Annotated in this window: 11 protein-coding genes and 1 pseudogene; 1 reads left to right on the top strand and 11 read right to left on the bottom strand. The window is 44.2% G+C overall.

Annotation, left to right across the window (positions count from 1 at the left end; translation table 11 throughout):
- Window positions 1-142 precede the first annotated feature (142 nt).
- The gene (locus tag BN1234_RS13805) at window positions 143-1039 is read right to left on the bottom strand and encodes a TIGR01777 family oxidoreductase (RefSeq protein ID WP_054957250.1); all 897 of its coding nucleotides are present in this window, start codon (window positions 1037-1039) and stop codon (window positions 143-145) included.
- 161 nt (window positions 1040-1200) lie between these two features.
- Here BN1234_RS13805 and BN1234_RS13800 point away from each other — a divergent pair.
- Window positions 1201-1521: pseudogene (locus BN1234_RS13800) on the top strand (ATP-dependent Clp protease proteolytic subunit); the annotation flags it as partial.
- 50 nt (window positions 1522-1571) lie between these two features.
- Here the strand turns inward: BN1234_RS13800 and BN1234_RS13795 are convergent.
- From BN1234_RS13795 to BN1234_RS13750, 10 genes are all read right to left on the bottom strand, one after another.
- A complete protein-coding gene (locus BN1234_RS13795) occupies window positions 1572-2039 on the bottom strand; it encodes a double zinc ribbon domain-containing protein (RefSeq protein WP_054957249.1) in 468 nt (155 codons plus the stop codon).
- Between the two features lie 86 nt (window positions 2040-2125).
- On the bottom strand, window positions 2126-2671 hold the full coding sequence (locus BN1234_RS13790; RefSeq protein WP_245640173.1) for a nucleotidyltransferase family protein: 546 nt from the start codon (window positions 2669-2671) through the stop codon (window positions 2126-2128).
- The gene (gene yqeK, locus BN1234_RS13785) at window positions 2668-3297 is read right to left on the bottom strand and encodes a bis(5'-nucleosyl)-tetraphosphatase (symmetrical) YqeK (RefSeq protein WP_054957248.1); all 630 of its coding nucleotides are present in this window, start codon (window positions 3295-3297) and stop codon (window positions 2668-2670) included. The genes BN1234_RS13790 and yqeK overlap by 4 nt, the downstream gene beginning before the upstream one ends.
- Window positions 3298-3427: 130 nt before the next feature.
- Window positions 3428-3751, bottom strand: coding sequence for a 2Fe-2S iron-sulfur cluster-binding protein (locus BN1234_RS13780; protein WP_054957247.1), 324 nt, complete (start codon window positions 3749-3751; stop codon window positions 3428-3430).
- 83 nt (window positions 3752-3834) lie between these two features.
- Entirely contained in the window at window positions 3835-4416 is a 582-nt protein-coding gene (locus BN1234_RS13775) for a DJ-1/PfpI family protein (protein WP_054957246.1), read from the bottom strand.
- Window positions 4417-4483: 67 nt separating this feature from the next.
- Complete coding sequence (locus BN1234_RS13770; protein ID WP_054957245.1) at window positions 4484-5110, bottom strand: pyridoxamine 5'-phosphate oxidase family protein; 627 nt, start codon at window positions 5108-5110, stop codon at window positions 4484-4486.
- Between the two features lie 101 nt (window positions 5111-5211).
- Window positions 5212-5943 carry a glycerophosphodiester phosphodiesterase gene (locus BN1234_RS13765; protein ID WP_054957244.1) on the bottom strand — a complete coding sequence of 244 codons (732 nt, stop codon included), beginning with the start codon at window positions 5941-5943 and terminating at the stop codon, window positions 5212-5214.
- Between the two features lie 114 nt (window positions 5944-6057).
- Window positions 6058-12246 (bottom strand): CehA/McbA family metallohydrolase, encoded by a 6189-nt coding sequence (locus BN1234_RS13760; protein WP_245640172.1) that lies wholly within the window; start codon window positions 12244-12246, stop codon window positions 6058-6060.
- An 87-nt stretch (window positions 12247-12333) separates the two neighbouring features.
- Window positions 12334-13446: an SGNH/GDSL hydrolase family protein gene (locus BN1234_RS13755; protein WP_054957243.1), complete on the bottom strand. Its 1113-nt coding sequence runs from the start codon at window positions 13444-13446 to the stop codon at window positions 12334-12336.
- 47 nt (window positions 13447-13493) lie between these two features.
- A partial coding sequence (locus BN1234_RS13750; protein WP_156337215.1) for an HAD hydrolase family protein occupies window positions 13494-13871 on the bottom strand: 378 nt, incomplete at its 5' end.

Raw genomic sequence — 13871 nt, 5'->3', positions numbered from 1 at the left:
CCTTACCCACCTTTCCATATTTTGTTATATGTATAATATCCATTATTCATATAACAACAATTAATAGATACGAATCACCAAAATGCTTTTTAATTGCCTCCTATTCATATCATTCAATAATGGTGATAACGAGTCTACGTAATTAACGCTGCTGGTTAAGGATATGAGCGAGCGCTTGATCAATTTCCATGAATTTAAAAGGGTATCCGGCTCTCTCCAACCGATCAGGTATAACCCAGCGGCTCTTCAGAATAAGCTCCGTTTCTGTTTTAATCAGAACCGCCCCTATTTCAAGCAGCCACTTCGGAGAGGGCAACCCGAATTTCCTGTTCATTGCTTTACGCAGCTCTGCCATCAACTCCCGGTTCGTAACAGGATGAGGTGATGAACAGTTAAATACACCGCTTAATTCTTCCCGCTCCTTCAGAAACATAATAATACCGAATATATCCTCGATATGAATCCAGCTGAACATTTGGTTACCGGGACCTTGTACTCCCCCCAGTCCGAACCGGACAAGATTAATGAACGGTGTCATTACGCCGCCATGAGGACCAAGCACGATTGCTATTCGCAGAGCCGCTAGTCTTGTATACGGAAGACTAAACGAAAAAAATGTATTTTCCCACGCCTTAGCTACTTCAACCGAAAATCCGGATCCGATTTCACCCTTCTCTTCCGTCATCGGCCGATCCTCGGCATGCCTGTATATCGTTGCCGTGCTGGAATTTATCCATAGGGGAGGAGGGCTGCTGCACATTTCAATCGCTTCTCCCAAGATCCGCGTTGTATCTGTTCTCGACTTTATAATTTCATGTTTATTTCTCTCGTTGTAACGGCAATCTACCGACTTCCCTGCCAGATTAATTAACAGTTCTGAGTGATTGATCGCTTCTATGATCTCTTCACGAGAGTTCCATGAAATATGCTGCTCTTGTCTTGAAATGATATAAACTTCATAACCAAGTGACTTGAACTTCTCCTCTAAAAAAGTACCAATAAAGCCCGTTCCGCCAGCCAACACCACTTTTTTATGCATATAAATAACTCACCTCTACCTAAGTTATTCGATTCCTCGATTGGCTTTACCTTTATTTAACACGAATTGAATCTTTTATGCACAAAAAAAGCACTCACACTGCTCCTCGGTAAATGCTCTAATTGTAATTGTATTTAAGCTGCCATTCGTATACCCATTGAATCCATACCGTCTGTACAGGATTTTCTGCATCGTTCGGTTCCATGCTTCTCCTCGCAGGGGCAAAAGGCAAGCGATTCGCGCTTCCCAACAGCGAGAGCATGATTCATCAGCCGCATGGAGAAGCTCAAGGGCAGGCGAGTGATATCGCCATTAGTGCGAAGCGAATACTGCGTACACGTGAAAAAGTCGCTCAGATCACAGCGGAAAGAACAGGGCAGACAATTGAACGTGTAGAGCGGGATATGGATCGGGATTACTTCATGTCCGCTGAAGAGGCAGTAGAGTACGGGATCATTGATAAAGTATTTACGTCGATTTAACGAACAGACATGTCATACAGCCACCCACCAGTTGGTGGCTTATTATTTGTTCAGCTCCTAATGATTAAGAATATAGTGAATTGCACCGCAATCATCCCTATGCCAAGTATTAACAGCATTTTACCTGTATCCCGCTTATCGCTGTCATCGCTAAAAGAAGCTACTCCGCCAACAATGAGCCCAACAAGAGGAATCAAAATAGTTGAGATCACGATCAGAGACATAGCAGCATTGTCGGGTACAGGACTTGTCATTTCATCATCATACAGTGCATACGAATATGCAGCGGAACGACGGGATACCAATGTCCCGCAGTATTTGCACTTCAAAGCTCCTTTTTCTAGGGGTTCATGACAATGACTGCAGTGAGAAGGTTTACTATGACTGCTCTTGTACTCCTTCTCCGAGTTCAGGATGCCCTGAGGTACAACTCCCCGAAGTGAACTTCCGCATACAACACATATATGCGCTGATTCACGATTTCCCTCACCACAAGAGGGACAAACTTTCACAGCCATTAAACAAACCTCCTCTTTATCAATTTTCAAATAATAAAGCCGTTTGTGCTGTGTTCAGGATCGATTGGAAAATTGATTCTTGTGAATCATGCCATTCTTAGCTTAGGCCAGGCTGCCAGCCAGTTCTTGTTCCTTACTCTCGTTAGATAATATTCTTTATCCTTAAAGTACGGACTCTGCCGGATAACCAGGTTAAATAAATCATCCAGACCATGAGGAGCAATAATTTCAATCTCTTGATGATCATCAAGACGGACACCGACTGCCGTTACAACCTCAGGCCATCTTGTCATCGCTTCCGCTACAGACGAGAAGGGCAGATCATCGTTCTTGATGTGCATTCTGGCCTGATTCTTTATGGACCAGTTATAACCATCATACAAATTACGTAATTTGATTTCATTGATCTTCTCCGTCTCTTCCCGAATGTCACTTGAATCGTAATATAGTATATCTACATCATTCAACGGTGTGTGTTCTGTGTATCCATGAAGATGATCCCAGACACAATTCCGCACATATCCGGCTGCGATACACCAATTTGGCAGCTCAAGCTGCTGGACCCACAGCAGATCCCTCATCAAATGCTCTTTTGTATTCAAAATCCGAATTAGCTCTTCCTCGTATCTCAAGCCGGATCTCCTCCAAAACTCGTCCTAAACTCTTCATAGGCTTCTCTTAACCATGAATGAATAACTTTAAGCGATTCTTTGCGCTGCCATAAATAATGAATATATGAATAAGCTCCATGCGTTAACGAAAGTTCCAATCCCCTGTTAAGCTCCTGAATATATGGCGGTTCACCCGTTTGATCCCAAGCTATTTTGTCTGCCACAAATAGTACCTGATCGAGCTTAGTTGAGTTTGCCCGCAGTGTAGTATGGCATCCAACAGCATCTAATATTTCAATATTCGTTATCTTGAAAATATCCTGAGCCATCACTCTTGATATCTTCTGATGGATAATCATTGGAAATGCCTCTTCCTCCGGCAAAATATCGATTTGAAGCTCCTTTGCAGCCGCAATCCGCTGCTCATTAGGAAATACAGCACTAATGTCATGCAGCCAGCCTGCGATTTCTGCTTCAGCAGGATCGGCATTAAACCTTTCAGCGATCTTCCTCGCTTCACTTCCGACCTCAACACAATGCTGGGCTGTTTTCGGACAACGATTGATCGATAAAAATGTAGTTATGTCCTGCTTCAGATCATTCGTAAAATTTATCTTACTTGTTAATTCTTTCAAGATTCCGTGCATCAAGTCACCTCACACTTTCTAGTATCAGATTTTCATTAGGCATCCCCTTCACATAAAATAAACAGCCGAGATCCCTGATCGGATTTCGGCTATTCTCTGTGATGAAAATACTTAAAAATCTATGTAACAGTTATTCCTGTGGACGTGGGCCTGGCTCCAAACCAGTCGATTCTATCGTTTTGATTAATCGGATGGACATGTCTCCTTGGACACGCACCTGACAGGATAACCGGGTAGACGGGTTCTCAATTCCCTTTTTCTCACGGCATGCTGCTTCTGCTTCTCCCATTTCACCCGCATCGCCTGCCAGCACTTCAACAGCGCACGTTGTGCATCTGGCATTACCGCCACAGCGGTGCAGCATATCTACACCCTCGTCTTCCAGTGCTAAAACGAGCTTCTTTCCTTCTTCAACCTCAATCGCCTGTCTTCCCTCAACTTGAATTACCGGCAACTTTAAAACCTCCTCATTATTGGTTATAGCTTACTTTGTTCTTCGAAGTTAACCATAACATATCTTGGTACAATGATGAATTCTTACATTTCTACAATACCCTGTACCTCATAAGGATAATCAAGCTGTTTCTTAACGAGCTTCATTGCCTCTTCGCCGGCAAACATTTGGATTACATATAACCCCACATCGATAGAAGTCGTTACGCCCCCTGCTGTAATAATATTGCCATCCTTCACGATCCTGGACCTTACAACCTCACGGCAGTATGGTTCCAGTAAATCGTACGCTGCCGGGTGTGTCGTTGCGGCACAGTAATGTAGAAACCCAGCTGCTCCCCATAGCAGTGATCCCGTACAAACGGAGACCTTATGTGGAACAGTATCTGCTGATCTCAGCCAATCGATGAATTCCTCATTATATCGGAGAGTTCTTGTCCCCATTCCTCCAGGAATAAACACCATATCATAATCGGCTAAGTCCGGCTTAACCTTGTTAACTTTGACCGATAAGCCTAACTCATCCGTTATTTCTTCTGTCATACCACATATATCCCATGTTGTCCCTTTTGTGTTCTCAAACATATTCAACCTGTAGATCACATCATAGAATCCTGTAAAATCCAGAAACGTAACACCATTAAAAAGAATGAGTCCTATCTTCAATTCGTCATCTCCTTTTGACATCTGTCACGCCCGACGGTTAGCAGCGGTACAATTCCCGTGATCCGTTTCAGTAAAGTCTCTTCTCATATGATTCCTTTAAAGACCTCGCCACTTCATCTTCTTTAGCACCTGCATGAGCAGCAAGGATTTTAGCGGGTTTAGGTAATTCATTCACATCTGACCAGCTCTCCGGGTCCCAAAGCTTCGATCTTTTGAATGCCTTAGCGCAGTGCATATAACATTCTTCTACAGTAACTCCGATTCCCATAGACGGCGCTTTTCCGTTCACCTTCATGGATTCTAGTAAATCAGCATCCTTAATGACACATGCTCTGCCATTAATGCGCAGCGTTTCCTCCAACTGAGGGATAATAAAAATTACTCCGATATGCGGGTTTGACAAAATGTTTAGTATGGAGTCCAGCCTGCGATTCCCAGGTCTTTCGGGAATTACAAAATGTTGATGATCGATAATATGTATAAATCCGGGGTGATCTCCACGAGGTGAAACATCACATTTTCCCTTATTATCTGAAGTGGATATAAAAATCATCGGTGACTTGCAGATGAAATCCATACAATGAATGTCCATGGCATGAACTGTCTTTTTCATAACAAGCGGACTGGAGCTGCCTACAAGCTCTCTTATTTCTTCTTCACTTGTTAATTTGTCCTTAAAAGGTTGATTCATCATTACCAGCTTCTATCCCTCCAGTTCTCAATATAAAAACACCTCCAAGATTGTCCCTATATCTCACGACACAGCAGACTTCTCTTGAAGGTGTTCTGTTGGTATTACTTATCCAGTATGGTTCTTAAAAATCCCGGCTTATTTGTTATAATTCCTGCAACGCCCAAATCAATAAGTCTTCTCAAATCTGCTTCTCCATCAACCGTCCAAGGATAAACGGCTTTGCCAGCGGCATTTGCGATTTCCATATAGGATTCGGTGACTAACGGGTAATGTGAATGCAATGAGAATACTTCAACACCTGATTCCTCTTCGAATTTCTTGAAGTCTGCAGCCTCTTTATGATAGAGCAAACCAATACGAATTTCAGGCAATTGTTTTTTCAGCTCCGTCAAGCAGCCATAATTGAACGATGATACGACTGTGCTTTCGACGCGATCCGTTTTTCTTAATACATCAATTAAGCAGCTTACCATACCTGGTGTTCCTGCAGCTTTGATTTCCACATTAAACTGGACATTTGCAGGCACCTTGGTCAATACTTCTTCAAGGAGAGGAACATATTCACCAGCATACTGATCACTAAACCACTTGCCGCAGTCAAAAGTTTTCAGATCTTCATAATTAAGATTAGCTATTTCACCAATACCATTCGTCGTGCGCTCTAATGTGTGATCGTGAATAACGACGACTTGCTTATCCTTGGTAAGATGAACGTCCAGCTCGATCATATCACATTCCTGCTTAACACCTAACATAAATGCCGCTAGAGAATTTTCAGGAGCTTCCGCCGATGCACCTCGATGCGCGATTACAAGTGGCTTAGCTGTTTTCATTCTGTTCCCTCCATTATAAATAGAAACGACTAGGTTGTTGTAAAATTTTCCTCTTCAATAGTAAATGCTACAGCAAAAATATTATTGTGTAAACTATGCTGATCTGGTGTTCAGCTACGGCGTAAAGGGAACACCACCCGCTGCATTAATTCTCACCTTATAGCTGGCCGTGTGGCCTTGATAAGAAGCGGTAATCGTTACTGCACCTGGTCGATGCGCAGTTACAACACCATATTCAGATACTGATGCTGTCTGCGGTTTGCTGCTATTATACACTGCTCCGTCGCTTATCGTTTGACTCGTTCCATCCTCATAGATTGCGGTAAGAAGTAAACTTAAGGTAGAGTTAGCCTGCATGCGTGGATCCGATCCACTAAGCTCCAAGCGGATCAGCTTCTTCTCAGGCTCAGGCGGATCATCCTTCTTGACAACGGTTAACTCATAGGATGAAACCAAGCCCCCATACTCCGCCGTGATCCGTACGGTCCCTTCCGATATCGCTGTTACAACACCGCTGGCACTGATCTCCGCTATACTTGGATCACTGCTCGTATAAGTGACGCCTGTCTCTACTTTTTCACGGTTGCCATCGCTGTACACAGCGGTAGTCACCGTCTGATTATCTTCTCCAACGACCAGTGCAGCTGCCCCTTGGAATTCAAGATCAAGCAATGTTACCGGTTCATCATCGCCGCCTTCTGATACAGCCTGTAAAACAGGACGTTTAGCCACATTATCCCATCTCCAAGTATCGTTAAAGTTCCATCCTAACCGGTCCGTATAGGTTGATGGATTTTCCAGATCAGATACGGAAAGACCTAATCCTTTTAGAGATGTTAAAGAATCATCAGCAATACCTTCTTTATTCACAATCATGCCGTCATATGCATAATTGTTCTCGAGCGTGGCAGTGTGCCCCGCAAGCACCCGTCCCATCACACGGTTCGCCATAGTTGGCGCCGTAACCGAAGGGTTCAGGGCAATGGCATTTCGAACAACCGTGCCATTATACCCGTAGCCAGTCACTCCGCCTGCATTGCTCGTAACGGCCCGAACAGCTCCGGATGCAAACACGTTTTCTGTTAAGCTGCCTGCGCTTGTAATTCCGATTAAGCCGCCAGCCTGACTCACTTGAGCCGTCACATCTGCAGTAGAATAGCTGTTTCTTACGACACCATTGGATTGGCCTACTAAACCGCCAACTGTGCTTGCGCCTGTAATGGAACCTGTTGAAAGACTATTCTCTAACTCGCCATTGTTGGTGTTGACGAGTATGCCTATTTTGCTTCCGCCAGTGACGCTGGCATGGATCATAGCTACATTTTTAATCACACCAGCATTAAGATGGAATAAACCGCCGCTCGAAGAATTAAAATTAGCTATTTTCTTCCCGTTACCATCGAAAACACCGGTGAACGTAACAACCTTAAAAAGTGACTCAGCCGTTTGTCCAGCGTAATCCAGGTCTTGATCTAAAATATATTTTTCTGCCGGGAAGCTTTCCATAACGCTCAAATCTGCAATGGATTTGATTTTGTAATAACCGTCTTCATTTTTTTCCAATGGCGCAACAGGTTCTTCTGTCTTTTCAGGATTGCTGCTCATTACCGGACGCTTTAAAGCATCATTCCACATCCAAGTTGACTCGAAATCCCATCTCAAGCTGTTGATATACGTACCTTGATCTTCTACCTGCTGCTTGGAGAGCCCTAAACCTCTTCTATTGTTAGCAGCCGCAATACTTTCATCTTCTTTATCCACGATCATGCCATCAAAAGAATAATTATTCTCTAGGGTTGCGGTGTGCCCCGCAAGAACTCGAGCAACCACACGGTTCGCCATGGTAGGCGTCACCACTGAAGGGTTAAGAGCAATGGCGTTTCTAACAACAGTATTATTATAGGCATAGCCAGTTATTCCGCCTGCGTTGCTTTTAAGTGCCTTAACGGCTCCAGATGCATACACGTTTTCCGTTAAACTGCCCGAGTTCGTGATTCCGACCAGCCCGCCGGCCTGACTCACTTGAGCCGTTACATTTGCCGTAGAATAGCTGTTTCTCACGACACCATTGGAGTAGCCGACCAGACCGCCCACGGTGCTTGCACCTTCGATTGAGCCTGTTACAAAACTATTCTCTACATTTCCGTTGTTGGTATTGACGAGTATGCCTATATTACTTCCGCCCGTGACGCTTGCATCGACCATCGCTATGTTTTTAATCGTTCCGCCATTCAGATGGAATAAGCCGCCAGTTTCGGATTTGTAGCTGGATAAAGATTTGTTATTGCCATCAAAAATACCTGAGAAAGGCGTCCCCTTAAATAAAGGTTCAAACAGCTTGCCTTCAAAATCAAGATCATTTACGAGTAAATAATTCTCATTCGGAAAATCTGAAATCACTTTTAATTCATTAATCGAATGAATGAGATAGTATCCATCTTCATTTTTATCAAGCTTCGGCTTTGGAGTAGTATCCTCGCCAATTTGCTCCATATTATTTCGCAATAATGGACGTTTGGCATCTTCATTCATGATCCAGATCGAATCAAAATCCCAACCGAGGGTTTCTGTGAAAAAGGATGTCTTCGTGAATGTTTCTGCACTGACGCTCTGCCCTTTTTCATTGTTCGGATCACTCACCTTCACACCTTCACTGCTTACAAACATATTTTCATCGGCGTAATTGTTTACTAAAATGGCTGTATCACCCGCTAAAACCCTGCCAACAATTCGATTAGCTGCAGTACCTGTAACAACAGAAGGATTTAACGCAATACTATTTTGAATGAACGTATTGTTATATCCATATCCGCTGATACCGCCGGCATTTGAATCGTCTGCTGTAACAGCTCCCGTGGCATAGACATTTTCGGTTACACTGCCCTTACTTGTAATCCCTATAATACCGCCGGCTTGCTTTCCGCGAGAACTAACGCGGGCTGTTGAATAACTGTTTCTAACGGTACCGTTCGAGTAGCCCACAATCCCGCCGACTGTAGAATTGCCTCTCATGGAGCCTGTGCTGTAGACATATTCTACTACTCCATCATTCTGGTCAACCAGCATCCCGACATTGCTTCGGCGAACATCAATGTCAGCAATAATTCCTACATTGCGAATAATACCACTATTGAAAGCAAAGAGACCCGCACCGCCGGAGGAGACAATAACGCCAGTTATCGTATGCCCTCGGCCATCAAGCGTACCGGTAAATGCGGTACCACTCGCGCCAATCGCTTCAAAAAACATACCTTTACCGTCAATATCCCGCTCTAAAATAAAATGTTTGTCCGGGAATTCATTCATTTTATTTAGCCCGCTGGCACTTTTAATTTGATATGGGTTTTCTTCCGAACCGTCACCCAGCATTCCTTCATGAGCCATTAAAGGCTCTGATAACGGCTCTCGGTCGATTGGATTATTAACCAATCTAACGACGATGGTATTCTCATCGCCAAATGCAAGAGGGGTGTCAAATAGAATAATCTGTTCACGTCCGAGATGCTCCAGTACAGCTTCTTGAATAACCGTTTCCAGCAGCTGTTCACCCGTGTCGTCACGTTTTTCAGCGATAAGCGTAACACGTTCTGGGGAACCCGGGTAATTTAATACCCCCACGCCCTTCAACACATTATTTTCTATAATTGCGCTCGTTAAATCTATATAATTCTCAGGTTGTTTAATCGTAAATGAATCAATTTCAGCGCCGTCGCTGTTATAAGCTTTCAAAGTGAGAGATTGATCGTTTGATTCTAAAATCACACCTGTCTGCTTATTTTCATCATAGACAATATGATCCCAGTCAAATGATTTATTATCATCGAACACTGGACCTGATGAACCAACGGCCACAAAAGTCGTGCCAAGGCTCATTCCTTCTTGTGATATATCCTTTTCACCGTCTCTTATGGTGGTCCGTTTATACACATGATCATGACCGCCAATGTACAAGCTGACTCCAAGCCTGTCAAATGCCTGTGACAATTTCACTCTCATGATGTCCATACCGACCTCATCGCCCGAAAGACCACCATAATAAGGATAGTGTCCCATTACGATTTTCCACTTCTTATCTGTTGCCCGCATATCCTTTTCCAGCCATGACAGCTGCTTGTCGAAATCCAGCACAGAATTTAGAACAGCAATATGCATATCACCATAATCAAACGAATAATTGGTTTCCCGGTAACTGCCTTCACCGTTCTTCGGTAAGTTGAAAAGCCCGGAAAATGCCCCAAACTTCCGATCCGTTACGCGTTCATGGTCCCCTGCAATATGAGCAGATATGAGATCCAGGCCATTGTAAATGTTGTTAAACACATCATCCCAAGCATACGTATTACCGCCAAGCTCTACCAGGTCTCCAACTTGAATCATTGTCCGTCCGTCTGGATTTTTCTCCTGCAGAACGTTCAGCATATTTTTAAAGAGCCGGAAGCTTTCCGGATTTCGATCCGGAACCTCAAGGTCTCCCATCACATACATAACGGCATTCTCTGAGTCCGGTGCAGTCCTGAAGCTATAACTGCTGCTCCAAGGTCCAGTCGGTGAAATTCCATACCGGTAGTCATACTTGGTGCCTAAGCTCAGATCTGTTAAGCTCGCTTCATGAGCCGCAAGCACACGATAGTTACTCTTGGTAAATGTATCGCCATACGCGGCTTGAAAATAGGAAGCTTCCGCTTGTACGACTTCAGCATTATCCCAGCTTCCCTCTGACTCAGGCTTAAACTGAACATACGCGGTTTCTAATGCCTTATCGGTCACTACATTTATTCCTACTTCATGTTCGTTTGCACCTACATTAACGATAGGCTCAAACTCATTCAGAATTTTTCCGGCATCCAGGTTTTGTTGATCCACAAGCAGGCGGATCAATTCCACACGTGTATTTCCTTGCTGATCGGTTGCCGCATATTTAATGAAATATTCTCCATACATATCAACCTTGAAACGCTGATCTGCAACCGCTACTTCTCCCTTGTCATTTAAGACAGTTGCCTCAACCGATAAGGATTGACCGCGATTATCTGTCGCCGAAGCACTCAGAACTTCTACTTGATCCCCAAGCTTAATGGTATCCGGAAATTCTCCTTGCACCGTAATTTCAGGCGCATGCATCGTGCCTCTCGTTTCTTCACCAATCCATATTGGAGCACTTACGGCTTCTTCACCATCTGCCTGAAAAGCCCTAACGATGAAATAATCCCCGTCTGCACTTACAAAGCTTTCTTCAATTTCAAATTGATTGCTGGCAATATTACTGTACTCCTTGACGATTTCACCGCTGTTTTTGTAAACCACAACTTTATCCAGCTTATCCTTAGCATCAGGATCATTTACCCGGATATAAAGATCAATTTTCTTCGTATCAGACGGAAGGATGGCCCCCATCATCTGACCATTTGCCGAAACAGTCATTTCTAAACTACGATCAAGTGATGCGTAGGTGCGGCGATTTTGCATCGCCTCGTAAATGCCTTCTCTGGTTAAATTCTTTGCCCAAACACCGGTATATGTGGGTTGAACCATTCCCCAATTCCCTTTGTGATCGTCTCCGCCAAATGAAGGAGAAATATGCCAACCCCGATCTAATGCCTTGGTAAGCACCGCAAAATCATTTGAGGATTTGTATTCATACAGATTAATATTTCTGTCAACCTCCCGGTTATAGTGTTTAAATTCTGAGAAGCTCCAGTTTCCTGACGAACGCGGATGGTTAAATTGAGCGATAGCATTAGGATCTTGGGCAAGCCTGGCGTAAAAGGTTGGTAAATCGTATTTAATGTCGCTCCAGCCCCAAGTGCCGTCTGCACCTACTCCATGTGTTCTTGCAAACCATGGTGTATTAAATAGGTTGATATGGCCCGCTTCATCGTACCAGGTAACTTCCGTACCCGGCAGCGTAACAAATTCATTATCCTTATTGTGAGCATTGGATTGCTCATGCAGTATTTTAAACTCGTCTGAATAAGAATCTTGGACATCTGTAATAAAATCACTACCTGTGCTGATGTCATAAGTCACGTCATGTTCAGTCACTGCATAAAAATCAAAATCTGTATTCGCTTTTACAAAATTGTAAGCATCATTAGGTAACAATATCCCGTCACTAAGCGAGGTATGGGTATGCAAATGGCCCTTGAACATTGAGTACCCCAGATGCTCGGCTCTATCTTTTTTAGAAGCGTCATCACCTTCTCTTGAAGACGCGGATGCCATAACGCTGTAATAAAGACTGCAAACTCCAGCAATAAAGCAGACCATTACAATAAAAAGCAGATTTCTACTATTGGATTTCATCGAGACTCTCTCCTTTTCGGCTTAAAAGGTAATATCAGTCGTCTGATAATCCTTCGGTCTGAAGGCTGTTTATATGATCTTTCTTATTCACAGTCGTAATAATGGCCTGATGAATGGTGCAAGGGACTGTGCCATGCGCAGAAATCCGAGGTCTGTTGGATGCACTCCATCAACTGTGCACTCACTAGCAAACTCATTGCCTAAAAATTTAGAACCGTCAACGAAGTGGATATTACTATCCCCCTCTGCCTGTCTCTGTTCAACATTCTCGATTTGTACCAGCCTGCGGCTATTATTAAGCTCCCTCCTTCCCTGATAGAATTGGTCCCCAGCATTGCTAATTCTGGAGACAACTAATATAGGAACCTCAGGATGCCGTGCTCTCAAAATACGAATGAATTCGGGCAGCGTTCGCGTGATATTTTCCACCGCGCCCGTATTCCCTTCATAATCAAGTATATACAGCGCCGGATCACTGATTTCCGAAATGATATGCGCGAGCTCCGGCTCGCCCTTCCCACTTCCAGAGAAGCCAAGATTCACGAACTCTACCGGAATCATACGGCTGAGTATATTAGAATAAGCCATGCCCGGTCTGGAAGCACATCCACCCTGTGTAACCGAGGTTCCGTATATAACGACAGGCTTATTTATTGCATAAGCAGGTGCCTCGCTTATAACCGCATCCTTATCTACACCGATCCACACCTCTTCTACCCCTTGGTAGAGAGGGAAATTTAAGGTGACCGTTACATCTTTTTTGGTGTCCCATTGATATAACTGTGATTCATACTCACTTGCCGTTGGCTTGAATTTCGCCGTAGAGATATGGGACTGTTCTCCAGGCTCTCCAAGGTAGCAGTCAAAGCCGCACTGCCCTGTAGGCGGCATGTGATACATATTGGCAGGTCCGGCGAGGCGTACCTTTATGGCAAGCCTCGAGGAATTGGTCTGAAAACGAATTTGCCCGCCTGCCGTACAATAAGCAAGTGTATCAACCGCAGGCGGCAAGACGTCTTTGGAAGCTAAAGGAAGGCGTCTATAAACGCCGTCCTGAGCGAGCCATGGAAAGCCTGCGATGTGAAAGGGCGCCTCAAGCGGAGAAGCCCATTTCAGCTGTTCACCATTGATGATCTCCGGGTCCGGGTATATAGTTCCGCCCAGTTGATCCAGGTTTACCTCTCTTGATTGAACGGTCACCTTATATCTACTCCCTCACTATATGTACTAGTTTACGTCTGCTGCATTTACTCCATTTGGAACACATATTTCTTAATCGCCTGAGCAACGCCATCCTCGTTGTTAGTAGCCGTAACAACATCCGCTATGGATTTGATATGCTCCCCCGCATTGCCCATGGCAACCCCAAGTCCTGCCGCCTTCAGCAGCTTAACATCATTTTCACTATCACCCATTGCAATGACCTCGGACATCGGAATACCAAGCATGTTGCATACCTCTAGCATGCCGCTTTCCTTCGTAATTCCCTTAACCGACAGTTCCAAATTGACCGGAGCCGAGCTTGTAATCTCAATCGTTCCCCAGCTTTCTATCTCTTGCCGTATTCGCTTTAGCTTGATAGGGTCATTACTGCCGATACCAATCTTCATCCAGCGGCGGTTAAA

It is taken from the genome of Paenibacillus dakarensis, assembly GCF_001373415.1.
Classification (GTDB): Bacteria; Bacillota; Bacilli; order Paenibacillales; family Paenibacillaceae; genus Paenibacillus_AQ; species Paenibacillus_AQ dakarensis.
The sequence above is the reverse complement of the archived record's forward strand: the minus strand, read 5'-3'. Positions and strand labels throughout refer to the sequence as shown.

Bases quoted from the DNA above. Each gene is read 5' to 3' on its own strand.
- yqeK (WP_054957248.1), bottom strand. From the start codon at position 3,297: ATGCACGGAATCTTGAAAGAATTAACAAGTAAGATAAATTTTACGAAT.
- BN1234_RS13795 (WP_054957249.1), bottom strand. From the start codon at position 2,039: ATGGCTGTGAAAGTTTGTCCCTCTTGTGGTGAGGGAAATCGTGAATCA.
- BN1234_RS13765 (WP_054957244.1), bottom strand. From the start codon at position 5,943: ATGAAAACAGCTAAGCCACTTGTAATCGCGCATCGAGGTGCATCGGCG.
- BN1234_RS13805 (WP_054957250.1), bottom strand. From the start codon at position 1,039: ATGCATAAAAAAGTGGTGTTGGCTGGCGGAACGGGCTTTATTGGTACT.
- BN1234_RS13770 (WP_054957245.1), bottom strand. From the start codon at position 5,110: ATGATGAATCAACCTTTTAAGGACAAATTAACAAGTGAAGAAGAAATA.
- BN1234_RS13760 (WP_245640172.1), bottom strand. From the start codon at position 12,246: ATGAAATCCAATAGTAGAAATCTGCTTTTTATTGTAATGGTCTGCTTT.